The sequence below is a fragment of the Enterobacter cloacae complex sp. GF14B genome, from assembly GCF_004136805.1.
GTDB lineage: Bacteria > Pseudomonadota > Gammaproteobacteria > Enterobacterales > Enterobacteriaceae > Enterobacter > Enterobacter hormaechei_C.
The window spans coordinates 1-25,002 of record NZ_QFRV01000068.1 but is presented as its reverse complement, the minus strand read 5'-3'; the positions used below and the strand labels follow the sequence as shown (position 1 = coordinate 25,002).

Here is a 25,002-nt window from a genome sequence, read left to right as displayed (position 1 = left end):
CAATTTCGGCGGTGATCACGCTCTGGTGGAACGGCACGGCTTCCGGCTCGGCATCCAGCCCGACGGGCCAGACGGCAATACCCAGCGGCTCACCGGCCTGACGCAGCATCCGGCCAAGCTGACCATTACCAAGAACGCAAACCTGCTTCATGCTGCACCCCGCGGATCCGGGTTATCCAGCACCTCGTCGGTCTGGGCTTTACGCCACTCCGCCAGACGCTGATGTAACTCTTTATCATGCGTCGCCAGGATCTGCGCGGCCAGCAGGGCGGCATTTGCCGCACCCGCTTTACCAATCGCCAGCGTACCGACAGGAATACCGCGCGGCATCTGGACGATAGAGTAAAGGCTATCAACCCCGCTTAACGCGGCGCTTTGCACAGGAACACCCAGTACCGGCACCAGCGTTTTGGCGGCAATCATGCCCGGCAGATGTGCTGCGCCGCCCGCACCGGCAATGATCACCTCGTAACCGTTCTCTTCGGCGCTTTCGGCGAAGCTGAACAGTTTATCCGGCGTACGGTGCGCGGAAACCACTTCGACGTGGTGCGGAACATTCAGGATTTCAAAGATTTCGGCGGCGAACTGCATGGTAGCCCAGTCGCTTTTGGACCCCATCACGATGGCGACACGCGCCGGATTATTGCGGGAAGACATGCGTCTTAAAACTCCTGTGGTGCGGAACACACTGCTTTCGAGGGCACAGAGAATAGCATGTAATACCGGCAAGGAAAACGGTTGCGTGGTCGGGAAATGGGCGAAAAGACGGGGAGGGTTAAAACGGGAAGGCGATCAGTTCAACACCTTCCGGCGTGACTTTGACCATCGATCCTTCGCTGTGCCAGGCCCCTAAAACCACGCGATGGGCGGGCTCGCCGTTGGCGATAAGGGAATGAACATCGGGACGATGGGTATGGCCATGGATCAGCCACTGAACGCGATGCTTCTCCATCACCTTCACCACCGCCTGCGGGTTGACGTCCATGATGGTCATCGATTTGCTGCTGTTGGCGGCCTTGCTGCCCGCGCGCATTCTGGCGGCGATGCGGTTGCGAATAAACAGCGGCAGGGCGAGGAACACTTTCTGGATCCACGGGGTGTGAACTTTGGCGCGAAACGCCAGGTAGCCGGTATCGTCAGTGCAGAGCGTGTCGCCGTGCATGATCAGAATATTGCGGCCATAGAGGTTTAGCACCTGCTCTTCCGGCAGCAGCGTCATGCCGCTCTCGCGGGCGTAGCGCTGGCCGATCAGGAAATCACGGTTGCCGTGAATGAAATAGCAGGGGACGCCGGAATCCACCAGCGTTTTAATGGCCGCAGCCATCTCACGGTGCAGCGGGTTCGGATCGTCGTCGCCAATCCAGGCCTCAAACAGGTCGCCCAGAATGTACAGCGCGTCGGCGTTTTTCGCTTCACCGCGTAAAAAACGCAGAAAACCGGCGGTTATCGCCGGTTCTTCTGTTTGCAGATGTAGATCCGCAATAAAGAGTGTCGCCACGAATTACTCGCTGACGGTCACGCTTGTAATCACAACGTCTTCTTTAGGAACGTCCTGGTGCATACCGCTGCGGCCAGTAGAAACGGCTTTGATCTTGTCGACCACGTCCATCCCTTCAACCACTTCTGCGAATACGCAGTAGCCCCAGCCTTGCAGACTTTCGCCAGAGAAGTTCAGGAAGTCGTTGTCCGCTACGTTGATGAAGAACTGTGCGGTTGCAGAATGTGGCGCCTGAGTACGGGCCATTGCCAGCGTACCACGGGTGTTTTTCAGGCCGTTGTTCGCTTCGTTTTTGATCGCTTCTTTCGTCTCTTTCTGGCGCATGCCAGGCTCGAAACCGCCGCCCTGGATCATAAAGCCGTTGATCACACGGTGGAAAATAGTGTTGTTGTAGAAACCTTCGCGGCAGTAGTCCAGGAAGTTTTTAACTGTTTCAGGCGCTTTGTCATCAAAGGTTTTGATTACGATATCGCCATGATTAGTGTGGAAAGTAACCATTTTTGCATCCTGTTCCGTTATTGTGGTGCGTCGACCCGTGCTCGGGTCACATATAGGGGCTTGTTATAGCATAACCACAGGACACGATCACCTTGCATTGTGTGCTGACCGTACTCCGAATTATGGGTATTATAAGGCACAAACAATCCACACACGTGTTTACATGGAATCTTCGATGTTAAAAATCTTTAATACAATGACGCGCCAAAAAGAGGAATTTAAACCTATCCATGCCGGGGAAGTCGGCATGTACGTGTGTGGTATTACGGTTTACGATCTCTGTCACATCGGCCATGGCCGTACCTTTGTCGCGTTCGACGTGGTGTCACGCTACCTGCGCTTCCTGGGCTACAACCTGAAGTATGTGCGCAATATCACCGACATCGACGACAAAATCATTAAACGTGCTAATGAAAATGGCGAAAGCTTTGTCGCGCTGGTGGATCGCATGATCGCCGAAATGCACAAGGATTTTGACGCCTTAAATATTCTGCGCCCGGACAGCGAGCCGCGTGCGACCCACCATATCCATGAAATCATTGATATCACCCAAAAGCTGATCGAGCGCGGTCACGCCTATGTGGCGGACAACGGCGACGTGATGTTCTCGGTGCCGACGGACCCAACCTACGGTGCGCTTTCCCGCCAGGATCTGGACCAGCTCCAGGCCGGTGCGCGCGTGGACGTGGTTGACGTGAAGCGTAATCCGATGGACTTCGTGCTGTGGAAGATGTCCAAAGCGGGCGAACCAAGCTGGCCATCACCGTGGGGCGAAGGGCGTCCGGGCTGGCACATTGAATGTTCCGCGATGAACTGCAAGCAGCTGGGCAACCATTTCGACATCCACGGCGGCGGTTCGGATCTGATGTTCCCGCACCACGAAAACGAAATCGCGCAGTCCACCTGTGCTCACGGCGGCGAGTACGTGAACTACTGGATGCACTCCGGGATGGTGATGGTTGACCGCGAGAAGATGTCGAAATCGCTGGGTAACTTCTTCACCGTGCGCGACGTGCTGAAGTATTACGACGCGGAAACCGTGCGTTACTTCCTGATGTCTGGCCACTATCGCAGCCAGCTGAACTACAGCGAAGAGAACCTGAAGCAGGCGCGCGCTGCGCTGGAGCGTCTGTATACCGCACTGCGCGGCACCGACAAGTCTGTTCCAGCCGCAGGCGGCGAGGCGTTCGAAGCCCGCTTCGTTGAGGTCATGAACGACGACTTCAACACCCCGGAAGCCTATTCCGTGCTGTTCGACATGGCGCGTGAGGTGAATCGCCTGAAGTCAGAAGATATGGCGGCGGCCAATGCGCTGGCGTCTCATCTGCGTAAGCTCTCTTCCGTGCTCGGCCTGCTGGAGCAGGAGCCGGATGTGTTCCTGCAAAGCGGCGCGCAGGCGGACGACGGCGAAGTGGCGGAAATTGAAGCACTGATTAAAGCGCGTCTGGAAGCGCGTCAGGCGAAAGACTGGGCGGCGGCGGATGCGGCGCGTAACCGTCTGACCGAGATGGGCATTATTCTGGAAGATGGCCCGCAGGGAACCACCTGGCGTCGTAAGTAATTTTCTCCTCACTCTAACCCTCTCCCACAGGGAGAGGGAATTGTTAGGTTTTCCCCCTCTCCACGTGGGAGAGGGCCGGGTGAGGGCATCAGCGCGCACGTTTTCTCCACCATAACATCCCCATCAGCACCATCCCCGGCAGCCACACCCACAGCAGTTCTGAGATAATGACCTCATGCCCGTATGGCGTGGTATAGCGCGACAGCGCAAACGGCGCGACTTTGATCACCTGCCACGGCGCAAAGAAGCGCTCATCTGACCAGGGCCACAGCCAGCCGACGCCTTTCCCGCCGGTGGTGATCGAATCCAGCAGGCTGTGCGACAGCAGCGACACGGTTAAAAACAGCCAGCAGTGCGTCAGGCTGGCCCTGAACCATCGTCGGCCTGCCAGCACGCAGAGTATCGGCACCACCAGGGCAAACAGTAGCGAATGAGTGAAACCGCGATGGCCGAAAATATTCCCGTAGGCAACACCGAATTTAAACGCCAGTACATCGGCATCGGGCAGCATGGCGAGGACGATCCCGGCAAACAGCAGGCGGGGTGGGATGACGTTGGTTCCGAGCCCTAAGCCCAGACACAGAGGTACGGCAGCGTGGGTGATAACGGTAGGCATTGCATTTATCCATGGCAAATCATGGGAATATAGCAGCAGATCCGCCGCAGCAAACCTGTGCTAAATTCTGATTTTACGCCGATTCCCGCGCGATAAGCTGCCCGGAGAGGGTAATGCGCTGCGTTTGCAGATCCGGCTCTTTCAGCCTGCGGATCATCAGCCCTGCCGCCTGGCGGCCGGTCTCTTCGCTGGCAGACGAAACGTAAGTCAGTGACGGTGATGTAAGATTAACGTGGAGCATATCTTCAAAACCAATCAGCGCCACCTGCTGGGTTAAAAACACGTCTTTGCCCACCGTGCGCCCCACCTGGTGAATACCGGAGATCGAACCGATCATCGCGTCCGGTGAATGGCAGAGCAGGGCGGTAATCGTGTTGTTCTTCTCCAGCAGCTGACGAGTCGCCATGGCCGCCGCCTGCGTGTCATCGGTGCAGGCGGGAGAATATTCCTCACGCCAGACCAGGCCGTTCTGCGTCATCGCGCTGCGAAAACCGAGCAGGCGCTGCTCGCGGATACGGCACCCGTCGCGCCCGCCAATGTAGGCGATGTTGCGGTGCCCGCGCTCGATAAGATAACGCGCGGCCAGGTTCGCCGCCTGGCGGTTATCGCGCATCACCAGGTTGCATTTCTCTTCCAGCAATGACTGCGAAACCGCCACAAGCGGCAGCGGGCAGTGGCGAATGTGTTCCGGGAGAGAGGCGGCGCGGGTGTCCGACGCCAGGTAGATGACGCCCGCCACGCCCTGCTGCTTAAACGAGAGCAGGGTACGCTCAAGATGTTCGCCGTCATTCAGCGGCTGACCGAGAAAAACCATATAACCCTGCTTCTCCAGCTCCTGAACGATGCTCGCCATCACCTTGATGGAAAAGCTGTCGCTGAAGTCGCGCAGGATCAGTCCGATTAGGTTGGAGGTGTTGGCGCGAAGATTGGCAGCGGCGACGTTATGAACATAGCCCAGCGTTGTGATGGCGGCATTGACCTTCCCGATCGTCGCCTCTGAGATCTTCCCTTTCTGGCGCAGCACCAGCGAAACGGTAGAAACCGACACGCCCGCATGCTTTGCGACATCAATAATGCTGACTTTCTTCAAAACCGCTCCCTGAAATTTACCGATTATCAGCCAGATAAGAGGCGACCCCCAGCGTACAGGAGACGCCTCCTTCAGGCATCTTATTATTTGCCAATCATCGTGGACATCGTCTGGGCGATAAACTGTGCTCTGGCCCCGAAAATCACCTGTATCCCGTTATCGCCCACGAACACCACGCCGCGCGCGCCAAGCCCGTTCAGCCCGTCCCGGTCCACCGCTTCGCTCTTCGCCACTTCCAGACGCAGACGCGTGATGCAGGAGCCGACGGAATCAATGTTCTGCGCACCGCCCAGCAGGCCGATGATTTCGGTGGCAAGTTCGGAATCGGACTTGTCATTCGCGCTGGCGGTCACTTCGGTGCGGCCCGGCGTTTTCACGTCGAAACGGCGGATCACGAAGCGGAAGGTGAAGTAGTAGATTAATGCCATCGGAATGCCGATGATAATGGCGCTCAGGAAGTTGGTCTGATAGCCGTTAAACGACGGCAGGATCCCGAACGACAGGTAGTCGATAAAGCCCGCCGAGAACGACTTGGCGATATGCGCATGCAGCAGGTACATGGTCATGTACGCCAGGCCTGCCATGATGGCGTTGAAGACGTAAAGGATCGGCGCCACGAAGATAAAGGTGAACTCTACCGGCTCGGTGATGCCCGTCAGGAAGCAGGTGAGGGCGGCGGAGAAGAGAATACCGGCCGCGATTTTCTTATTCTTCGTGCGCGCTTCGTGGTACATCGCCAGACACGCCGCGGGCAGTGCGAACAGCATCAGCGGGAACTCGCCCTGCATGAATTTCCCGGCGTTCTGGTAGGTGTCGCTGCTGAAGGATTTCACTCCCTCTTCCAGCATCTTGAACCAGATGGTCTGGTCGCCGTGGATCACCTGACCCGCCTGGGTAGTGTAATCCCCGAACGAATACCAGAAGGAGGGATACCAGATGTGGTGCAGGCCGAGCGGGATCAGCGCGCGCTCCACCAGCCCGAAGATAAAGGTCGAGGCCGCCTGGTTATCGCCGTTCACCACCACGGACAGGGCGTCGATGCCGGACTGAATATGCTGCCAGACGTACGGCAGCAGCAGGCCGAGCAGGAACGACAGAAACGCCGTCGCAATCGCCACAAAGCGCTTGCCGGAGAAGAAGCCGAGGAATTCCGGCAGCTGCATGGTGTGGAAGCGGTTGTAACACCAGGCCGCAAGAATACCGCAGATCAGGCCGCCAAAGACGCCCATCTGTAACGTCGGAATGCCGACGACCATGGCGTATTTCCCGCCCTGGGAGGCCAATTCCGGCGTAATGCTCAGCACGGTGCTGATGGTGATGTTAGTGACAAACACGGAGACCGCCGCAGAGAGAGCGGCAATGCCGGATTCCGAAGCCAGTCCGACGGCAGAGCCGATGGCGAAGAGCATTGGCAGGTTATCAAAGATAACCCCGCCTGCGTTCATCATCAGCGGCAAGTGGAACTTATCGCCGAAGGCCAGCAACAGGCCCGCAGCGGGAAGCAGTGAAATTGGCAGCATTAAGGCGCGACCAATCATCGATAACTTAGACAGCGATTTAACAAACCCTGATATCAGGCTCATGCTGATTTCCCCCGAGTAGCGCTTTTTTTGCGCTGTTATTGTAAGTAGAACGTTTTAGTAGAACGTTCTACTTATCGTGGGGAAAGTCTGAAAATCGCGCAACTTAAATTTCACATTTCGCCAGAGGGAATAGTGATTATTTGAAGTTGATCGATAATTAACCGTGATGGGTGTGAGGGGATGTTTATCCCCTCTCCCTGTGGGAGAGGGTTAGGGTGAGGGCATCAGACAGCTCAGGCCGTCACGGTCACGCTCTGACCTGCGAAGCTCACGGTCTGACCCGCGACAATTTTGCAGCGCTTGCGGGTTTCCACCGCGCCGTCTACTGTTACCTGCCCGTCGGCGATAACGATTTTCGCCTGCGCGCCGCTTTCGCTCCAGCCTTCCAGCTTCAGCAGATCGCACAGCTCAACGTGCGGGTGTTTACCTAAAGAAAAAGTTGCCATGATTACGCGTCCTCTACGTCGTGATACTCCTCGCACGCCTGCAAGGTATTCTGAATCAGTGTTGCTACCGTCATCGGGCCAACGCCGCCCGGGACCGGAGTAATATAGGATGCGCGCGCTGCGGCATCTTCATACACCACGTCGCCAACCACTTTGCCGTTTTCCAGGCGGTTAATACCCACGTCCACGACGATTGCGCCCTCTTTGATCCACTCGCCCGGAATAAAGCCCGGCTTGCCGACCGCAACGATCAGCAGATCGGCGTTTTCGACGTGATGACGCAGGTTTTTGGTGAAGCGGTGGGTGACGGTGGTGGTGCAGCCCGCCAGCAGCAGCTCCATGCTCATCGGACGGCCCACGATGTTGGAGGCGCCAATCACCACGGCGTTCAGGCCATAGGTATCGATGTTATAACGCTCCAGCAGCGTCACGATGCCGCGCGGGGTGCATGGACGCAGGCGCGGCGCGCGCTGGCACAGGCGGCCTACGTTATACGGATGGAAACCGTCAACGTCTTTGTCCGGCGCGATACGCTCCAGCACCTTCACGTTGTCGATGCCCGCAGGCAGCGGCAGCTGAACCAGGATACCGTCGATCTCTTTATCGGCATTCAGGGTGTCGATCAATTCCAGCAGTTCCGCTTCGCTGGTGGTTTCCGGCAGATCGTAAGAGCGGGAGACGAACCCCACCTCTTCACACGCTTTGCGTTTGCTGCCGACATAAATTTGCGAAGCCGGGTTGCTGCCAACCAGCACAACGGCCAGCCCGGGGGCGCGAAATCCGGCGGCTTTACGCGCCTTCACTTTTTCCGCAACCTCAGAGCGCACCTGCTGCGCAATCGTTTTACCGTCAATAATCTTTGCTGCCATCAGAGAGAAGATTCCGTCTGTAACGTTAGAAAGGGGGGATTGCCTGTATTTTGTCAGAAGCGAGCGCCGCTGTCAGTCACCCTTTACGAGATTTCATCGATGTCCCGCAAAATCCCTTCTCAGGGCATGGTCAATTTCTTAGAGGTGATTAGGATGTGACCTGGCTAAATGGCAGCGTTTTGACATATTACAAAATAGATTCCTGAGCTACTTTGTCCTCTCCGAAATAAGTCTTCAATTTTTTAATTGAACGTATTTCTTATTCCCGAATATGCGCGGGAAGGGTTATTTACATTTTAAAGGAATAGACATGAAACTCAGCAACATTGCTTCTACTGTTATTGCAACTCTGGCCCTGGTCGCGGGTGCCGCTCACGCAGAAGATCCGGTAGCGCCTGTATCTGTAAACGGTGGTACGGTGCATTTTAAAGGTGAATTAGTGAATGCCGCGTGTTCAGTGAATACTGACTCTTCAGAGCAGACGGTTAATCTTGGCCAGTACCGTACCGCGAAATTCACTAAAGTGGGTGACACCACCTCCAATATTCCGTTCACCATCGAACTGAACGACTGCGATCCTGCGGTAGCGAAAACCGCTGCTGTCGCGTTTACCGGCCAGATCGACGCCACCGACAAAACGCTGCTGGCGGTAAGCTCCGGTAACAACGACAACTCCGCGAAGGGCGTAGGTATTGAGATCCTCGACAGCAAATCCTCCACGCTGACCCCGGACGGTGCAACCTTCTCTGCGGCGCAGAACCTGATTGAAGGGACTAACACCCTGAACTTCACCGCGCGCTATAAAGCCACGGCGGCGACCACCGAGCCAGGCCAGGCAAACGCGGACGCAACATTCGTAATGAAATACGAGTAATGCCAGAGTACAGGGATGTGGCTGGCCTCAGGGAAGAGGTCTTTTGATCGCCTATACCGGGAGCGAAGGATGACAAGGACTGGGATACTGCTGTGCGCCCTTGCGATTGCCCCAGCGGTAAACGCACATACCGTGGTTATTGACGGCGGCAAAGTACACCTCAGGGGAGAGCTGGTTAACGGCGGCTGCGCCGTGGCCCCGGACAGCCAGAATATGCGCGTGGATATGGGGCAATACCGCACAAACGCCTTTTCCGGCGTCGGCAGCTTTTCCACGGTTAATGTGCCTTTCACCGTACGTCTGCTGGATTGCAGCGTGGACGTCTCCCGCACCGTGGGGATCCAGTTCCAGGGAGTGACACCGGCAGAAGACCCGCAGGTTTTCCTGGCGACATCGCGGCCGGGGGAAAATGCGGTCAGCAGTGGTGTCGGGCTGGCGCTTTTTGACGAACAGCAACGTCAGATCATCCCGAACGCGACGGCGGTGAGCTGGTTACCCATTAACACCCGCGAGCTGGTATTTCATTTCAGCGCCCGCTACCGGGCAATTTCCGAACACCTTGTACCAGGCACTATTCAGTCGAATGTCTGGTTTACGTTGATTTATCCCTGACGCCTGCGAACTAATTATTAAAGGTACGGTTGTGATGAACACCCTGATTAAACCTGGACTGTTTTTATCTTTTATTTTGATGATGGTTTCTGCCAGCACGAATGCGTCCGGCGGAATTGCGCTGGGTGCGACGCGCGTTATTTATCCGGCCGATGCCAAACAAACGTCGCTGGCGATCACCAACAGCAATAAACAAGAGCGCTATTTAATTAACGCGTGGATAGAAAATGCCAACGGGCAAAAGGAAAAAACCTTTGCCGTCACGCCGCCGCTGTTTGTCAGCGAGCCGGCCAGCGAAAACACCCTGCGCATTATCTACGCAGGCCCGGCGCTGCCTGCCGATCGCGAATCGCTCTTTTACATGAACGTCAAAGCGATTCCCTCCGTCAGCAAAAAACATCAGGACGGCAACAACGTCCTGCAACTGGCTATTCTGTCACGTATCAAGCTGTTTGTTCGCCCGGCTAACCTGGCGATGCCGCCGGAAGAGGCGCTCTCACAGCTGCGCTTTGAGCGCGTCGGCAACCATCTTAAGGTGAGCAATGCCTCACCGTATTACGTCACGCTGGTCAATCTGAAGCTCGGCGGACAGACGCTGGATAACCTGATGGTTGCTCCTAAAAGCTCGGCGCAGCAGGTGCTGCCTGCCGCTACGAGCGGCACGCTCTCCTGGCAGAGTGTGAATGACTATGGCGCCATTACGCCGGCGCGTAGCGTCAGCCTGTGAGCAGAGACAGGGCGATGAACACTCAATGGCGTTACTGCCCGGTTGCGCTGGCACTGATGGCAACGCTCTGGCCACTCGCTGGCTGGGGCGAAAGCTACTTTAACCCGGCGTTTCTCTCCGATGACACGGCGAACGTCGCGGATTTGTCGCGTTTTGAAAAAGGCCACCAGCAGGCACCGGGCGTCTATCGCGTCGATATCTGGCGTAACGATGAGTTTATCGGCACGCAGGACGTGCGGTTTGAGCAAGCTGACAACACGCCGCCGGTCGCAGGCGGTTTGTCGCCGTGCATTACGCGCGCGATGCTCGATCGCTTTGGCGTCAATATCGCCGCCTTCCCGGAACTGAGCAACGTGCAGGGCGATACCTGCGTTCCGCTCACAACGGCTATTCCGGGCAGCGAAGCGGCGTTCAACTTCGCCTCGTTGCGCCTGAACGTCAGCCTGCCTCAGGTGGCGATGCAAAACAGCGCCCGCGGATATATTCCGCCTGAACAGTGGGATGAAGGCATCCCTGCCGCGCTGCTGAACTACAGCTTTACCGGCAACCGGGGCAGCGACGACGACAGCTACTATCTGAACCTGCAAAGCGGGTTGAACTATGGCGCCTGGCGATTACGCAATAACGGCGCGTGGCGTTATACCGAAAGCAACGGCCAGCGGCACAGCAGCTGGCAAAATATTGGTACCTGGGCGCAGCGTACGATCATCCCGCTGAAAAGCGAGCTGGTGCTTGGCGACAGCAACACCGGTAACGATGTCTTCGACAGCGTCGGTTTTCGCGGTGGTCGCCTCTATTCGTCCGACAGTATGTACCCGGACAGTCTGCAAGGTTACGCGCCTACCGTACGCGGAATCGCCCGCACCCCTGCCAAAGTGGTGATCCGCCAGAACGGATACGTGATTTACCAGAGCTATGTGCAGCCGGGGGCTTTTGCGATAACTGACCTTAACCCGACCTCCTCAAGCGGTGACCTGGAGGTGACGGTGGAAGAGAATGACGGCAGCCAGCAGCGCTACACCGTCCCGTATTCCACCGTTCCGCTGCTCCAGCGTGAAGGACGCTGGAAATACGATCTGGTGGCAGGGGACTATCGCAGCGGCAACAGCGAGCAGGACACGCCGTTCTTTACTCAGGGTACGATGATTGCGGGTCTTGCCGACGGCTACACGCTGTACGGCGGAACGCAGCTGGCCTCGCGCTATACCGCCATCGCCATTGGCGCGGGTAAAAACCTCGGTGACTGGGGGGCGGTTTCACTTGATCTCACCCATGCCCGCAGCCAGCTTGCCGATGATAGCCGCCATGAAGGGCAGTCCCTGCGGTTCCTGTACGCAAAATCCCTTAACGGATTCGGTACCAACTTCCAGCTGCTGGGCTATCGCTACTCGACCAAAGGCTTCTACACCCTCGACGATGTGGCCTGGCGCACAATGGAAGGCTACCAGTATGGCGACGATCAGGACGATGACGGCGTGCCGGACGTGCAGAGCTATCACAACCTGACGCTGAATAAAAAAGGGCGTTTCCAGCTCAATATCTCCCAGTCTCTTGGCGATTACGGCTCGGTGTACGTGTCGGGCAGCCAGCAAAATTACTGGGGCACCAGCGAATCCAACGTCTGGTATCAGCTCGGCTACGCGGGCGGGGTGAAAGGGGTCAGCTACGCCTTATCCTGGTCGTGGAACAAGGCCGTCGGCATTGATGGAACCGACCGGATCGCCTCGTTCAACGTCTCCGTCCCGTTCAGCCTGTTCACCCGTCACGGCTACCGTCGCGATAACGCGATCGATCGGGCCTATGCCACGGCCTCTGCCAGCCGTAACAGCGACGGTGATACCAGTTGGCAGACCGGGATCAGCGGAACGCTGCTAAAAGATCGTAACCTGAACTACAGCGTTACGCAGGGCCACACCAGCAATAACGGTGCCAGCGGCAGCGCCAGCGCTAACTGGCAGGCAACGTACGGTACGCTGGGCGTGGGCTACAACTACACGCGGGATCAGCACGACCTCAACTGGCAGCTTTCCGGCGGCGTGGTAGGGCATTCAGACGGCATCACATTCAGTCAGCCGCTGGGCGATACCAACGTCTTGATCAAAGCGCCGGGCGCGTCAGGCGTGAGCGTCGAAAACCAGACCGGTGTCAAAACCGACTGGCGTGGCTATGCGGTGATGCCGTACGCCACGGTGTACCGTTACAACCGCGTGGCGCTCGACACTAACACCATGAGCAACAACACCGACATTGAAAATAACGTTTCCAGCGTCGTGCCGACGAACGGTGCGCTGGTGCGCGCCAGTTTTGACACCCGCATCGGCGTGCGCGCGTTGCTCACCGTTAAGCGTGATAACCAGCCTGTGCCGTTTGGGGCGGTGGTGCGTGAGACGCAGAGCGGCGTAACCAGCATGGTGGGAGATGACGGTCAGATTTACCTGAGCGGGCTGCCACTGAGCGGGGAGCTGCTGATTCAGTGGGGAGACGGGAAGCAGTCCCAGTGTCGTGCGCCCTACAGCCTGCCAGAACAGAGCCTGCAACAGGCGATCACACTTAAGGGGATCCGCTGTGAATAAAATCCATTATCTGGGGCTATCCCTGCTGGCATTTTTGCCGCTATCTCAGGCGTTCGCCACCGTCTGCGTCAATGAAAATGGCGTGCCGACGGAGGTGTATTACGACCTGACGGATAAATTCAACAGCTCCAATAACCAGGTGGGGCAGATTGTCACACTCAGCGAGAAGTCTCAGTGGGTGGGTGTTAACGCCGTCTGTCCTAAGGGAACGTCCGGGAACACCACCAAGCGCAGCTATGTTACCGATTTCCCGGTCACGGGCACCAGCGATGGCTACCAGTATCTGAAGCTTAACGACTATCTGGACGGAGCGATGAAAATCACCGACAGCTACGCTGGCACCTTCTATCCACCCAGAAAGTACATTCAGATGGGGAGCCATCCGAACGTGTCTAAAAACAAACCGTTTGGTGTACAGGATTCCAGCCTCGTCTTCCGGCTTAAGGTGACCCGACGCTTTATTAATATGGTGGTGATCCCCCGGGCGACCATGTTCCGGGTTTACGTCACCACGACCTCCTCGGATCCGCTCACCACGCCGGTTTATACCATCAGCTACAGCGGGACCATTCAGGTGCCTCAGAGCTGTGAAATTAATGCCGGGAATGTGGTGGAGTTCGATTTCGGAGACATCGGCGCCTCCCTGTTCAGTAAAGCGGGCATTGGGAATAAGCCGGAGGGGATCTCAGCGCAAAGCAAAACCATCGGCATAAAATGCACCAACGTCGAGGCGAACGCCATGCTCACGATGCGTGTTGAAGCGGAGAAGGTTTCAGGCAGTACGCTGGTTTCCGATAACGCGGATGTGGGTTTTGTGATTGCCAACAGTAATGGCGTGCCGCTGACGCCCAACAACCTGACCAGCAAAATCCCGTTCCGTCTGGACGACAGCGCTCAGGCACAGGTGGGGATCCGCGCGTGGCCCGTCAGCGTGACCGGTAAAAAACCTGCCGAGGGGCGTTTTACCTCTCGCGGCTATTTACGCGTCGACTACGACTAAGGAGCAGATATGCGAAACGGAATACGGTATTTAGCCGTCGCGCTCTTTGCGCTTTGCTCCCCTGCACACGCAGAGACGGCGCTTGGGGAAATTAACATTCAGCTCTACGGCAATATCGTGGATTTTACCTGCGTGGCGGAGGGGGACGACAGCAATAAAACCGTCACGCTCGGCACCTGGCCCACGAAACAGCTCCGCACAACGGGGAGCCGGACGCAGCCTGTGCCGTTCACCCTGAAGCTGACCGGATGCCCGCCGGGGGCAGCTTCGGTCACATTTACGGGGAAGATGGACGGGCATGATAACAGCCTGCTGGCGCTGAATGATGCCAGCGCGGCCAGCAACGTGGCCGTGGAGATCCTTGACCGGGATAAAACGCGCCTCGCGTTGCAGCAGGCCAGCCAGACGGTGGCGGTGGATGCGCAGGGAAATGCAGAACTGTCGTTTTATGCCAATTATATCGCCACGGCGGATAATCCGCAGCCGGGCCGGGCTGACGCCGATGCAACGTTCATGATCAATTATAATTAATCGTATCCACTCTCCCTGTGACGATTATATGTTGCAGGGAGAGAGAGGGATTACAGTAATTCGTGCGCTTTCGCGTAATCAATTAATTCAACGATACTTTGCACGCCCAGCTTGGAAAAGATATTAGACTTATGGGCACTAATTGTTTTGTTGCTAAGTAATAATTGATCCGCAATCTCCTTATTAGATAATCCGTTCGCCAGATATCTCAGAACCGTCACTTCACGATTCGATAATGGCATATCCACAGCGGCGCCCGTCCGCGACCCCAGATGGTTTATAAAACTTAATGTTTCTGAAGGGAAGAAAGAATAGCCCGTCAGTATCATTTCCACCGCGTTATAAATTTCCCCCAGATCTTTTCGCTTACTGACAAAACCATTTGCCCCGGCGCGGATGGCGCGTCCTGCGTAGAAGGCTTCAGATTTTGAAGAGAGGAAAAGAACCTTAATGTCTTTATTTAAGTTCCTGATTCTTTTCAGTAATACGAACCCATCCGTGCCCGTCATTTCAATATCGAGAATGACCAGGTCAATGGGGTGGTTGCGTATACAGTCAAGCACTTCGTGGCTGTCGCCTGACTTCAGTTTGACCTGGATGTTTTTATTTTTCTGTAGCAGGACTTCTATCGACATTCTGACGATAGGGTGTTCGTCCATAATGATAACGGATGCCGGTTTCATTTTTTATGCCTCAGATTGTTAAAAGCGTTATGCTGAGTTTTGTTAAAACTCTCGAAAAGCCGGAAGGATAATTGCGCAGATCCTTGTACGGTAAATGTCCCTGGGAAGAGCGAAAGCATCCTTGTTTACGTAGTGGTGATATCAATGCCTCAGCGCAGTTATCTCATAAGGCTGGTTATGGCAAAATGATTTTTCTTATTCGCGTGTCAAACACGTCTTATTATACCGTTTAAGTATTGTCCGAAAAGCCTGTAAATTAATATCCATATATTGCTGATTATTATGTTCTGGATCTGAATCACTAACTTTTTAAAATTAGCAAAAATGTCCTGATATTGCATTTACCACACACTTTCATCTTTATGTAATAACAAAAAATAAACGATTTTACTGTATGTTAAATGAATGTTAACAGTGAGCGGGCTGTGACAACCAGCATCCCGCCTGCCCGCCATCCCTGAAATCCGCCATTTCGTGCGTCATCTCTCTGTTTCAAACGTCTCCTGGCAAATTGCCGTTCCCAACAACAGAACAGCACTATCTGCTGTTTTCTTCACCTCTCATCGCATTCTTTTACAGGTAAATCGCTTGTTTTTACACCATTATCATCCTGTTAACGGAAGCGCCAGAACCTTAACGCATGGATAAAATCACTCTCGTTGAGCGTACCAGCAGCATTTCGCATGGTTTAAGGCCAGGAATTAGGAATAGTTATAAAATCGAAAGTTTTGTTAAAAAACACAAAAATTTAACATGTTTCCTAAGTAATTTCCTAAAGGTCTTTAGGAATTAAGAAGTTACTGAATACGTTAATACGTGAAATCTGAGAGGTTGTTGAGAAGATGTAGCAACTCATGACGATGATTCAGTCCAAGTTTCGCCAGGATGCAGCTGAGACGGTAAATAATGCGGCTATATGGGCGGTTCTGTAACTGCGCGATCTGACGCAAGGAGCTACCCTGTGACAGCGCCTGTAAGATCGGCCATTCATCCCGTGAAAACCACTCTTTGCGGTTGCCGGCGGGTGCCGGTGCTTCCAGCAAGGTTTGTTGCATAGCCAACGCCGTAAGCTGGCGTTCAAGCACATGAAAAGGGCCAGCCGCTTTACAAAACAGGCGAGCATCATAATCATCGGCGCGGACGAGCAGGTAGGGTGTCAGGTAGGGGGCGAACAGGCTGTGGCGGCGTAATCGGTCCAGCAGGTCAATGAGCGGCGAGGCGCGGCTTTCAATGTCAACTACCAGACGCGATGAAGGCCAGTGATTTAAATCACTGAGAGCGGCATCAAGCGTGGAATAGTCGCAGCAATTGCTCAGGGGCGACTGCCCGCTCAGAAAACCGGAACGGAAATAATTATCCTGTGTGACCAGAATGATAAAGGGAGCATCGGTTTTGCGGGTCTGGTTGATTGACTGGCTCAAATATTCGAGACGATCAAAAAATGGGAGAGCAAAAGGCGAGTGCGTAGAACCCAGTGAATCACTTCCTGTCCGACGACGCCGGTAACGGCGTACTGTCATTCGCATAGCTTCCCTCTTGGCGATGACCGTTCAGTCCTCCTGCCATCTCCAGGATGGCCAATAATATCCCTGACCGAAGCGCGCGCCAGCATGAAGCGCGCATGTACGGTCCCGTTCTGTTTCAATGCCTTCAATAAGCACATTCGCAGCAATTTTTGAACAAAGGGTGACCAGCTGTGTCAGCGCCGGCGTTTCACGTAAACGCCAGAAAGCGATCTTATCGATTTTTATTCCGCATAACGGCAGGCGACAGGATAAAAATGCTTGCCCTGACGCTTCATCAATATCATCCAGCCAGATCCGGTGTCCCCGCGCGGTCAACTGCTGAAGCGCACAACTCACCCTCTGACGTACCGGGTCTGAGAGTGAAAAGAACGAGGCAGGTTCCACGAGTTCAATGTTCAGCGGTGGGTTGTTAAGTTGCAGTAAACGCTGGAACATTTCCGGTATGGTCAGAACGGTTATCGGCAAATTTATGAAAAGGTTGTCACAAGGGAAGGGGTTTTTTAACGCGGCGATCTGTGCTTCCAGCAACACAAGCGCCCGGGTGGCTGACCAGTCCTGGAAAAAGCTTTCGCTTTGCTGATGCGGCGACAGCACGCTGAGCACTTCGGCTCCCACCGCGCGTGAAGAGGAGAGGGCGACAATAGGTTCAAGCTTAATGCCTGTAATGTCGTGTGAGATGTGCTGCACGCACGCGGGAAAACCTGTCTGCTCTGGCGCTGTCACTCCGTCGTCCTGTTCACTTCCAGCCTCCAGGCGGCCGGGATACCGCAGGACAGTGTGAAGGTGAAGTAAACAGGAAAACAGCAGGCGTTACTTAAAAGCGGCTAAGCCTTTTCGCAGCCCGTAAAAGAGGGATAAATGTTGAAAAAACAGCCGTATTTACAATCAGCTAGTCATTATCGCCAGAGAAGGCGGAAAAGGCATTGACTCACTACGCATTGACCGTATAATTCCAGGCGTTTCACCACCGCGAAGTACACTCTTCTCCGTGCGCCCTTAGCTCAGTTGGATAGAGCAACGGCCTTCTAAGCCGTAGGTCGTAGGTTCGAATCCTACAGGGCGTGCCATTTAAAAACAGGCGCTTACGCCAGTTTCAAGCCAGCCTGATTTTCTTCATGAAACACCCATCGCGAAAGTAGCGTTAACGCACATTTTTCACAGCACAATTGACTGTTATAACAGTATTTTTCTTACGCTGTGGCAATTTTGTTATTCCTCTACCATGCTCATATCACCTCACTCTCACTCGTGGGGCTTTTTGTAGTTGCTGATTAATCTCAAGGAAAAAGGTTATGAAAAAAACGACTGCTATTTTGATGGGCGCTGCATTTCTGTTTACCACCAATACCTTTGCGGCTGAACTGCTGACGAAAAACGAGTTTGAGAAAGTTGAGTCTCAGTATGAAAAAATCGGTACCGTGAGCACGGCTAACGAAGTCTCTGTCGACGATGCGAAAAAAGAGCTGGTCGAAAAGGCCGATAAAGAAGGTGCTGATGTACTGGTGCTGACTTCCGGTAATACAAACAACAAAATTCACGGCACCGCCGATATTTACAAGAAAAAATAATACCTTAGTAACCACCCCTGTTTCGGGGTGGTTGCGCGCCCTACCTCCCTCCCAACATTGTTTCTTGCCGCTTCTCGCTCAGAGAGGCCGTTGACACTTGATTACGTATACATAATGCGTATAGTTCTCATTTGCATTTCTTTTAATAACTTTTAAGGCCCGACAACGGGTCATTTTTGCGCGCACGTTAAGAGCTCATTATGAACAACACCACAATGCACAAAACGCTGCTGGCGATTGCCATCGGCGCGGTAACCCACTCCGCTTTTGCGGCGGATGAGAAAAAAGAGGACACCATCGTCGTCCAGTCCACGGCGGGGAGTGATTTCAAACCCGGCGGCGACCAGCTGGTGCCCGCCTTCCTTGACGGGCAGGTGGCGAACGGCGGGCGCATGGGTATGCTCGGTCAGCAGAACGCCATGGACGTGCCGTTCAACATCATCAGCTACACCTCGAAGCTGGTGGAAGATCAGCAGGCAAAAACCATTGCTGACGTGGTTGCCAACGACGCGGGCGTGCAGTTCGTTCAGGGTTACGGCAACAGCGCGGAAACCTTCCGTATTCGCGGCCTGAAGTTTGACGGCGACGATATGACCTTTGGCGGATTGTCCGGGGTGCTGCCGCGTCAGGTGGTGGATGCCCAGATGGTCGACCGCATCGAGATCTTCAAAGGGGCCAACTCCCTGATGAACGGCGCCGCAAGCTCGGGCGTGGGCGGGATGATCAACCTTGAGCCAAAACACGCGGGCGACACCCCGCAAGCGAAAGTGGGTGTGGACTACACCTCGGATTCCCAGATTGGCACCACGCTGGATGCGGGCCGCCGCTTTGGCGATAATGACCAGTTTGGCGCGCGGGTGAACCTTGTGCATCGTGAAGGCGAAACCGGCGTGCCGAACGACCGCCGCCGCACCACGCTGCTTTCTACTGGTCTGGATTACAAAGGCGACCGTTTCCGCACCTCGCTGGACCTGGGCTACCAGAAAAAAACCTTCCACGGCAGCCCGACCAGCGTCAACATCTCGGCGGTGGATTTTGTGCCTGAACCGCCGAAGAACGATCGCAACTTCTCGCAGAAGTGGGCCTACAGCGATATCGAAAACGAGTTCGGGATGTGGCGCAGCGAGTATGACATCACCGATAGCTGGACGGCGTATACCGGTCTCGGCGCGCAGCACGCGCACGAAGAAGGGATCTACAGCGCGCCGAAGCTCCTCGATAAGAGCGGTAATGCGGTGGTCAGCCGTCTTGATACCAACCGCATCAGCGATTCTGTCAGCGGCATGGCGGGCATTCGCGGTAACTTCACTACCGGATTCGTCTCGCACAAGGTCAATGTTGGCTATTCGGCGATGACCAAAAACGAAAAGATCGCGTGGAAAATGTCGGCGACGAAGGATAATCCGACCACCAACATCTACCACAACACCGGCGTCGATATGCCGGACAGCTCCAACCTCAACGGCTCAGGCGGCAAATACAGCGATCCGCTGACCAGCGGGCGCACCCGCACGCAGGGTTGGCTGCTGAGCGATACCCTGGGCGTGCTGGACGACAAGCTGCTGTTCACCGCAGGCGCGCGGCATCAGAAAGTGGTGATTCGCGGGTACAACAAAATCACCGGTGCGGAAAACGACGCGGACGGTTTCGACGGCAGCCGCTGGATGCCCACCTACGGCGTAGTCTATAAACCGTGGGAGGAAATTTCCCTCTACGCCAACCACACCGAAGCGTTACAGCCCGGTGAAACCGCGCCTCGCTCAGCAAACAACTACGGCCAGAGCACCGGTATCGTTCACTCTAAGCAGAACGAAGTGGGCGTAAAGGCGGACTTTGGCCGCGTGGGCGGCTCCCTGGCGCTGTTTGAGATCAAAATGCCGTCGGCGATCCTTGACGACAGCGGTCACTATGGTCTGGATGCAGAACAGCGTAACCGCGGCGTGGAGCTGAACGTCTTCGGCGAGCCCATGCTCGGGATGCGTCTGAACGCCAGCGCCACCTGGTTGCAGGCCGAGCTGACCAAAACCAAAAACGGCGTCAATCAGGGCAACGATGCGATCGGTATTCCGAGCTTCTACGCCGTGCTGGGCGCAGAGTACGATATCAAGCCGATTGAAGGCCTGACGGCGACCGCGCGCGTTAACCACTCCGGCACGCAGTATGCCGATCTTGCGAACAGCAAAAAGCTGGACAGCTACACCACGCTGGATCTGGGCATGCGCTATCGCTTCGCGGTGAACCACAATGAAAATCAGATGACCGTACGGGCAGGTATCGACAACGTGACCAACGAGAACTACTGGTCAAGCGTGGACGATTCCGGTACTTACATTACTCAGGGCGAGCCGCGTACCTTTAAAGTCTCGGTTGGCTACGAGTTCTAAGCGTTCCACCTCGTTATCCGGGGCAGGGACGCCCCAATCCCTTCGTTGTCGTGTTATAAAATTGTAATAAAAGCTTCTTACACTGGTCGCCACAACCTTACCTCTTGGCCAATGACAGGAAGCCGCTATGGGCAGACCCCTCAAATCCGTATTTAAAAAAGAACATCGCGACGATATCAGTAACCGCAGCGCTAACCCGGTATTCTCCGAGGTTGCAGAAGTGTTCCTCTCGCGCCGCCGTTTTCTCCAGATGGGGGCCGTAGCGGGGGCTGCCGTATCATTCCCGTATCTGATCACACCCGAAAATGCGATTGCCGCGGTATCGAAGCCTTCCGCGCTGGCAAAAGCGGTTTCCCTGGGCTTTACCAGCATCGACGTCTCTACGGAAGACACGGTCAGGGTGCCGGAAGGTTATATCGCCCGCCCGTTCTATCGCTGGGGCGATCCGACGGGGATCAAAGACAACATGCCGGCCTTTAAGCCGGACGCCAGCAATACCACAGACGAACAGGCTGTGCAGGCGGGCATGCACCACGACGGCATGGCGTGGTTTAGCCTGCCGCAGGGGGCGCAAAACCCGGAGCATGGCCTGCTGGCGCTGAACCATGAGTACATCGACAACGGAATGCTGTTTACCGACGGTACGGCGAACTGGAGTCTCGACAAGGCCCGCAAGGGGCAGAACGCGATGGGCGTGTCGGTGGTGGAAGTGAAAAAAACGGGCAGCGGCTGGGAGGTAGTGCGTCCGTCTTCCTTCGCCCGGCGTATTACCGTCAATACGCCGATGCAGCTTACCGGCCCGGCGCGGCATCAGGATTTAATGAAAACCGCCGCCGACCCGCAGGGGGAACGCGTTCTGGGCACCATGCAGAACTGCGCCAACGGCCACACGCCGTGGGGCACCTATCTCACCTGCGAGGAGAACTGGTCGGACATTTTTGTCAAAAAAGCCGATCTCAACCCGCTGGAAAAACGCTACGGCATCAGCGACAGCGATGAATCGTACCGCTGGAACGAGGTGGATGAGCGGTTCAGCGTTGATAAAACCCCTAACGAACCCAACCGTTTCGGCTGGGTGGTGGAGATCGATCCCTACAACCCGACCTCCACCCCGCGCAAGCACACCGCGCTCGGCCGCTTCAAGCATGAGGGGGCCGCCGTCACGCTCGCCGCCGATAATCGCGTGGTGGTCTACATGGGCGACGACCAGAAGTTTGAGTACATCTATAAGTTTGTCTCGGATAAAAAATACGATCCCGCGAACCGGGAAGCCAATATGCAGCTGCTGACGTCCGGCACGCTGTACGTCGCCAGGTTCAACGAGGACGGCAGCGGCGACTGGCTGCCGCTGATCTTCGGGCAAAATGGCCTGGATAAAAGCAACGGTTTTGCAAGCCAGGGCGATCTGCTGATTAAAACCCGTCTGGCGGCCGACGTGGTGGGGGCGACGAAAATGGATCGCCCGGAGTGGATAGCCGTCGATCCGCACGCCAGCGGCAGCGTCTACTGTACGCTCACCAACAACAGCGATCGCGGTAAAGAGGGCAAGGCGCCGGTGGATGCCGCCAACCCGCGCGCTAATAACGTGTTTGGTCACATCATGCACTGGCACGAAGAGGGTGCCGATCCTGCCGCCGCACGCTTTAAGTGGGATATTCTGGTCATGGCCGGGCGCACCGACGGCGACGATCCCAAAGCCAAAGGCTCGATGCAGGGCGCGGCATTTGGCAGCCCGGATGGGTTGTCGTTCGATCACCAGGGCGTGCTGTGGATCCAGACCGACGTTTCCTCCAGCACCATCAATAAGAAAGCGTACGAGGGGATGGGCAATAACCAGATGGTGGCCACCATTCCGGGCACCAACGAGTATCGCCGTTTCCTGACCGGGCCGCGCGGGTGCGAAATCACCGGCATTGCGTTTACGCCGGACAACCGCACGCTGTTTATCAACATTCAGCATCCGGGGGAGGGCGGGGATGATATTACCGACCCGGCCAATCCGCGCGCTGTTTCCAACTGGCCAGACGCCAGCCCGAACGGGCGTCCGCGATCGTCAACGGTGGTGATTACCAAAGCGGACGGCGGGATCATCGGGTCGTGACGTTTATCCGCCGGGCGCATGCGCTGGCCCGGCGTTAAGCTTGCTACCACCAGCATGAAGTGTTAAAACGTGCCCCTTCTAAAAAAGAGACAGGGGTAGGGCGTGAAAGACGCGTCATCCGCTTCAGGCCATGGTAGCGCTGAAGCTTCGTCGGATCAGAGTCCGACGCTGCAACGTGGTTTGCAAAATCGACATATTCAGTTAATTGCCCTTGGCGGCGCGATCGGTACCGGGCTGTTTCTCGGCATCGGCCCCGCTATACAGATGGCTGGCCCGGCGGTTCTGCTGGGTTACGGTATCGCCGGGATTATCGCCTTCCTGATCATGCGCCAGCTCGGCGAGATGGTCGTTGAAGAGCCGGTGTCCGGCTCCTTCGCACACTTTGCCTATAAATACTGGGGGCCGTTCGCAGGTTTCCTCTCCGGCTGGAACTACTGGGTGATGTTCGTGCTGGTCGGGATGGCCGAGCTGACCGCCGCCGGCATCTATATGCAGTACTGGCTCCCGGACGTGCCAACGTGGATTTGGGCCGCGGCCTTCTTCATCATCATTAACGCCGTTAACCTCGTCAACGTGCGCCTGTATGGTGAAACCGAGTTCTGGTTTGCGCTGATCAAGGTACTGGCAATTATCGGCATGATCGGCTTTGGCCTGTGGCTGCTGTTCTCCGGCCACGGCGGCGAGCGCGCCACGATCGATAACCTGTGGCAGCACGGCGGCTTCCTGGCGACTGGATGGAAAGGGCTGATCCTCTCGCTGGCGGTCATTATGTTCTCCTTCGGCGGGCTGGAGCTGATTGGCATCACCGCGGCTGAAGCGCGCGATCCGCACAAAAGCATCCCGAAAGCGGTTAACCAGGTGGTGTACCGTATCCTGCTGTTCTATATCGGCTCGCTGGTGGTGCTGCTGGCGCTCTACCCGTGGGTGGAAGTGAAGTCAGACAGCAGCCCGTTCGTGATGATTTTCCACGATCTGAACAGCAACGTGGTGGCTTCTGCGCTGAACTTCGTCATTCTGGTGGCGTCGCTGTCGGTCTATAACAGCGGCGTTTACTCCAACAGCCGCATGCTGTTTGGTCTCTCCGTGCAGGGTAACGCGCCGAAATTCCTCACCCGCGTCAGCCGTCGCGGCGTGCCGGTGAACTCGCTGTTCCTTTCCGGGGCGATTACCTCGCTGGTGGTGCTGATCAACTATCTGCTGCCGAAAGAGGCCTTCGGCCTGCTGATGGCGCTGGTTGTCGCTACGCTGCTGCTGAACTGGATCATGATCTGCCTCGCGCACCTGCGATTCCGCGCCGCGATGCGCCGCAAGGGGCGCGAAACGCAGTTCAAGGCGCTGCTTTACCCGGCGGGGAACTACCTCTGTATCGCGTTCCTGGCGTTGATTCTGGTGCTGATGTGCACCATGGATGAGATGCGCCTCTCGGCGATGCTGCTGCCGGTGTGGGTGGTGTTCCTGTTTATCGCGTTTAAGCTCTCACGTAAAAAGTAGCCCGTTTTTCTCCCTCTCCCTGTGGGAGAGGGCCGGAGTGAGGGCAACAGACCGCACCAAACCAGACCGCACCTGCCTTCACGCCCGGTGGCGCTGCGCTTACCGGGCCTACAAAACACTGCTTCATCTTTATCGTGACCCCCCTCCCAAATCTGTTTCGATCCACAGGATCTTTGTTTTGTAATCGATTACTTTTTCATTTGAATTGATTTGTAATCGATTACTTTTTTCCGGGTGAGGCTTATCATGGTGTCAACTGAAAGTAGTGAAAAGACGATAGCGCAGCACTGGCTGCTGGTGTCGCGGCTGTCGCTGATGATGTTTCTGCAGTTTTTTATCTGGGGTAGCTGGTCGGTTACGCTAGGCCTGGTGATGACCCAGCACAACATGTCTTTGCTGATTGGCGATGCGTTCTCCGCCGGGCCTATCGCTTCCATTCTCTCGCCGTTCGTGCTCGGCATGCTGGTGGACCGCTTCTTCGCCTCGCAGAAGGTGATGGCGGTGATGCACCTGGCGGGCGCGGCGATCCTCTGGTTCGTGCCGGGGGCGCTGATTGCCGAGAACGGCGCGCTGCTGATTGGCCTGCTGTTTGGCTACACGCTCTGCTACATGCCGACGCTGGCGCTGACCAACAACATCGCGTTTCACAGCCTGGCAAACGTGGATAAAACCTTCCCGGTGGTGCGCGTGTTCGGCACCATCGGCTGGATCGTGGCGGGCATTTTCATCGGCGTGACCGGCGTGGCGTCCAGCGTGACCATTTTCCAGGTG

Annotated in this window: 23 protein-coding genes, 1 tRNA gene and 1 pseudogene; 13 read left to right on the top strand and 12 right to left on the bottom strand. The window is 55.9% G+C overall.

What is annotated here, in order from left to right; translation table 11 throughout:
- The 4 genes and pseudogenes from DD606_RS18890 to ppiB all read right to left on the bottom strand — a co-directional run.
- A pseudogene (locus DD606_RS18890) lies at nt 1-151 on the bottom strand (5-(carboxyamino)imidazole ribonucleotide synthase); the annotation flags it as partial.
- A complete protein-coding gene (gene purE, locus DD606_RS18885; RefSeq protein WP_003858921.1) occupies nt 148-657 on the bottom strand; it encodes a 5-(carboxyamino)imidazole ribonucleotide mutase in 510 nt (169 codons plus the stop codon). The pseudogene DD606_RS18890 and the gene purE, both read right to left, overlap by 4 nt.
- Before the next feature lie 118 nt (nt 658-775).
- Nucleotides 776-1,498 (bottom strand): UDP-2,3-diacylglucosamine diphosphatase, encoded by a 723-nt coding sequence (gene lpxH / locus DD606_RS18880; RefSeq protein ID WP_022650517.1) that lies wholly within the window; start codon nt 1,496-1,498, stop codon nt 776-778.
- Nucleotides 1,499-1,501: 3 nt separating this feature from the next.
- The gene (gene ppiB / locus DD606_RS18875; RefSeq protein WP_000256009.1) at nt 1,502-1,996 is read right to left on the bottom strand and encodes a peptidylprolyl isomerase B; all 495 of its coding nucleotides are present in this window, start codon (nt 1,994-1,996) and stop codon (nt 1,502-1,504) included.
- A gap of 175 nt (nt 1,997-2,171) precedes the next feature.
- On the opposite strand from ppiB, the gene cysS reads away from it, so the two are divergent.
- Nucleotides 2,172-3,557 carry a cysteine--tRNA ligase gene (gene cysS / locus DD606_RS18870; RefSeq protein ID WP_022650518.1) on the top strand — a complete coding sequence of 462 codons (1,386 nt, stop codon included), beginning with the start codon at nt 2,172-2,174 and terminating at the stop codon, nt 3,555-3,557.
- Nucleotides 3,558-3,645: 88 nt separating this feature from the next.
- On the opposite strand, the gene DD606_RS18865 is transcribed toward cysS, so the two are convergent.
- The 5 genes from DD606_RS18865 to folD all read right to left on the bottom strand — a co-directional run bounded on the left by DD606_RS18865 (nt 3,646) and on the right by folD (nt 8,161).
- Nucleotides 3,646-4,173, bottom strand: coding sequence for a metal-dependent hydrolase (locus DD606_RS18865; protein WP_048243560.1), 528 nt, complete (start codon nt 4,171-4,173; stop codon nt 3,646-3,648).
- A 73-nt stretch (nt 4,174-4,246) separates the two neighbouring features.
- A complete protein-coding gene (gene malI / locus DD606_RS18860; protein WP_023296051.1) occupies nt 4,247-5,263 on the bottom strand; it encodes a Mal regulon transcriptional regulator MalI in 1,017 nt (338 codons plus the stop codon).
- Between the two features lie 83 nt (nt 5,264-5,346).
- Nucleotides 5,347-6,846: a PTS transporter subunit EIIC gene (locus tag DD606_RS18855; protein ID WP_129258979.1), complete on the bottom strand. Its 1,500-nt coding sequence runs from the start codon at nt 6,844-6,846 to the stop codon at nt 5,347-5,349.
- Nucleotides 6,847-7,079: 233 nt separating this feature from the next.
- Complete coding sequence (gene ybcJ / locus DD606_RS18850; RefSeq protein WP_022650521.1) at nt 7,080-7,292, bottom strand: ribosome-associated protein YbcJ; 213 nt, start codon at nt 7,290-7,292, stop codon at nt 7,080-7,082.
- A 2-nt stretch (nt 7,293-7,294) separates the two neighbouring features.
- On the bottom strand, nt 7,295-8,161 hold the full coding sequence (gene folD, locus DD606_RS18845; RefSeq protein WP_006809817.1) for a bifunctional methylenetetrahydrofolate dehydrogenase/methenyltetrahydrofolate cyclohydrolase FolD: 867 nt from the start codon (nt 8,159-8,161) through the stop codon (nt 7,295-7,297).
- Between the two features lie 310 nt (nt 8,162-8,471).
- Here folD and fimA point away from each other — a divergent pair, with 310 nt between their 5' ends.
- From fimA to sfmF, 6 genes are all read left to right on the top strand, one after another.
- Nucleotides 8,472-9,035 carry a type 1 fimbrial major subunit FimA gene (fimA, locus tag DD606_RS18840; RefSeq protein ID WP_003858911.1) on the top strand — a complete coding sequence of 188 codons (564 nt, stop codon included), beginning with the start codon at nt 8,472-8,474 and terminating at the stop codon, nt 9,033-9,035.
- A gap of 69 nt (nt 9,036-9,104) precedes the next feature.
- A complete protein-coding gene (fimI, locus tag DD606_RS18835) occupies nt 9,105-9,647 on the top strand; it encodes a type 1 fimbrial protein subunit FimI (protein WP_003858910.1) in 543 nt (180 codons plus the stop codon).
- A gap of 34 nt (nt 9,648-9,681) precedes the next feature.
- Complete coding sequence (gene fimC / locus DD606_RS18830; protein ID WP_023315554.1) at nt 9,682-10,374, top strand: type 1 fimbria chaperone FimC; 693 nt, start codon at nt 9,682-9,684, stop codon at nt 10,372-10,374.
- 14 nt (nt 10,375-10,388) lie between these two features.
- Entirely contained in the window at nt 10,389-12,947 is a 2,559-nt protein-coding gene (locus tag DD606_RS18825; protein ID WP_129258977.1) for a fimbrial biogenesis usher protein, read from the top strand.
- Nucleotides 12,940-13,947 carry a type 1 fimbria D-mannose specific adhesin FimH gene (gene fimH / locus DD606_RS18820; RefSeq protein ID WP_003858903.1) on the top strand — a complete coding sequence of 336 codons (1,008 nt, stop codon included), beginning with the start codon at nt 12,940-12,942 and terminating at the stop codon, nt 13,945-13,947. Before DD606_RS18825 ends, fimH begins: the two co-directional genes overlap by 8 nt.
- Before the next feature lie 9 nt (nt 13,948-13,956).
- Nucleotides 13,957-14,478: a fimbria assembly protein gene (sfmF, locus tag DD606_RS18815; protein ID WP_023315556.1), complete on the top strand. Its 522-nt coding sequence runs from the start codon at nt 13,957-13,959 to the stop codon at nt 14,476-14,478.
- Nucleotides 14,479-14,528: 50 nt separating this feature from the next.
- Here the strand turns inward: sfmF and fimZ are convergent, their stop codons facing one another.
- The 3 genes from fimZ to DD606_RS18800 form a co-directional block, all read right to left on the bottom strand.
- Nucleotides 14,529-15,161: a fimbria biosynthesis transcriptional regulator FimZ gene (gene fimZ, locus DD606_RS18810; protein ID WP_003858901.1), complete on the bottom strand. Its 633-nt coding sequence runs from the start codon at nt 15,159-15,161 to the stop codon at nt 14,529-14,531.
- A gap of 809 nt (nt 15,162-15,970) precedes the next feature.
- Nucleotides 15,971-16,687, bottom strand: a complete 717-nt coding sequence (locus tag DD606_RS18805; RefSeq protein ID WP_022650524.1) for a response regulator transcription factor — start codon at nt 16,685-16,687, stop codon at nt 15,971-15,973.
- 24 nt (nt 16,688-16,711) lie between these two features.
- Nucleotides 16,712-17,374, bottom strand: coding sequence for an EAL domain-containing protein (locus DD606_RS18800; RefSeq protein ID WP_129258981.1), 663 nt, complete (start codon nt 17,372-17,374; stop codon nt 16,712-16,714).
- 303 nt (nt 17,375-17,677) lie between these two features.
- Between DD606_RS18800 and DD606_RS18795 the strand changes: the two genes are divergently transcribed.
- The 6 genes from DD606_RS18795 to DD606_RS18770 all read left to right on the top strand — a co-directional run.
- Nucleotides 17,678-17,754 (top strand) — tRNA-Arg (locus DD606_RS18795).
- Between the two features lie 225 nt (nt 17,755-17,979).
- A complete protein-coding gene (gene yahO, locus DD606_RS18790) occupies nt 17,980-18,255 on the top strand; it encodes a DUF1471 family periplasmic protein YahO (protein WP_003858898.1) in 276 nt (91 codons plus the stop codon).
- A 200-nt stretch (nt 18,256-18,455) separates the two neighbouring features.
- A complete protein-coding gene (locus DD606_RS18785; protein WP_023324262.1) occupies nt 18,456-20,639 on the top strand; it encodes a TonB-dependent siderophore receptor in 2,184 nt (727 codons plus the stop codon).
- A gap of 127 nt (nt 20,640-20,766) precedes the next feature.
- On the top strand, nt 20,767-22,740 hold the full coding sequence (locus tag DD606_RS18780) for a PhoX family phosphatase (protein ID WP_022650528.1): 1,974 nt from the start codon (nt 20,767-20,769) through the stop codon (nt 22,738-22,740).
- A gap of 102 nt (nt 22,741-22,842) precedes the next feature.
- On the top strand, nt 22,843-24,231 hold the full coding sequence (gene pheP / locus DD606_RS18775) for a phenylalanine transporter (protein WP_129258975.1): 1,389 nt from the start codon (nt 22,843-22,845) through the stop codon (nt 24,229-24,231).
- A gap of 246 nt (nt 24,232-24,477) precedes the next feature.
- The coding region (locus DD606_RS18770) for an MFS transporter (protein WP_176691450.1) at nt 24,478-25,002 on the top strand (525 nt) is incomplete at its 3' end.

Coding starts and splice junctions, on each gene's coding strand:
- purE (WP_003858921.1), bottom strand. CDS start 657: ATGTCTTCCCGCAATAATCCGGCGCGTGTCGCCATCGTGATGGGGTCC.
- ppiB (WP_000256009.1), bottom strand. CDS start 1,996: ATGGTTACTTTCCACACTAATCATGGCGATATCGTAATCAAAACCTTT.
- cysS (WP_022650518.1), top strand. CDS start 2,172: ATGTTAAAAATCTTTAATACAATGACGCGCCAAAAAGAGGAATTTAAA.
- DD606_RS18865 (WP_048243560.1), bottom strand. CDS start 4,173: ATGCCTACCGTTATCACCCACGCTGCCGTACCTCTGTGTCTGGGCTTA.
- DD606_RS18855 (WP_129258979.1), bottom strand. CDS start 6,846: ATGAGCCTGATATCAGGGTTTGTTAAATCGCTGTCTAAGTTATCGATG.
- ybcJ (WP_022650521.1), bottom strand. CDS start 7,292: ATGGCAACTTTTTCTTTAGGTAAACACCCGCACGTTGAGCTGTGCGAT.
- folD (WP_006809817.1), bottom strand. CDS start 8,161: ATGGCAGCAAAGATTATTGACGGTAAAACGATTGCGCAGCAGGTGCGC.
- fimA (WP_003858911.1), top strand. CDS start 8,472: ATGAAACTCAGCAACATTGCTTCTACTGTTATTGCAACTCTGGCCCTG.
- fimI (WP_003858910.1), top strand. CDS start 9,105: ATGACAAGGACTGGGATACTGCTGTGCGCCCTTGCGATTGCCCCAGCG.
- fimC (WP_023315554.1), top strand. CDS start 9,682: ATGAACACCCTGATTAAACCTGGACTGTTTTTATCTTTTATTTTGATG.
- DD606_RS18825 (WP_129258977.1), top strand. CDS start 10,389: ATGAACACTCAATGGCGTTACTGCCCGGTTGCGCTGGCACTGATGGCA.
- sfmF (WP_023315556.1), top strand. CDS start 13,957: ATGCGAAACGGAATACGGTATTTAGCCGTCGCGCTCTTTGCGCTTTGC.
- fimZ (WP_003858901.1), bottom strand. CDS start 15,161: ATGAAACCGGCATCCGTTATCATTATGGACGAACACCCTATCGTCAGA.
- DD606_RS18805 (WP_022650524.1), bottom strand. CDS start 16,687: ATGCGAATGACAGTACGCCGTTACCGGCGTCGTCGGACAGGAAGTGAT.
- yahO (WP_003858898.1), top strand. CDS start 17,980: ATGAAAAAAACGACTGCTATTTTGATGGGCGCTGCATTTCTGTTTACC.
- DD606_RS18785 (WP_023324262.1), top strand. CDS start 18,456: ATGAACAACACCACAATGCACAAAACGCTGCTGGCGATTGCCATCGGC.
- DD606_RS18780 (WP_022650528.1), top strand. CDS start 20,767: ATGGGCAGACCCCTCAAATCCGTATTTAAAAAAGAACATCGCGACGAT.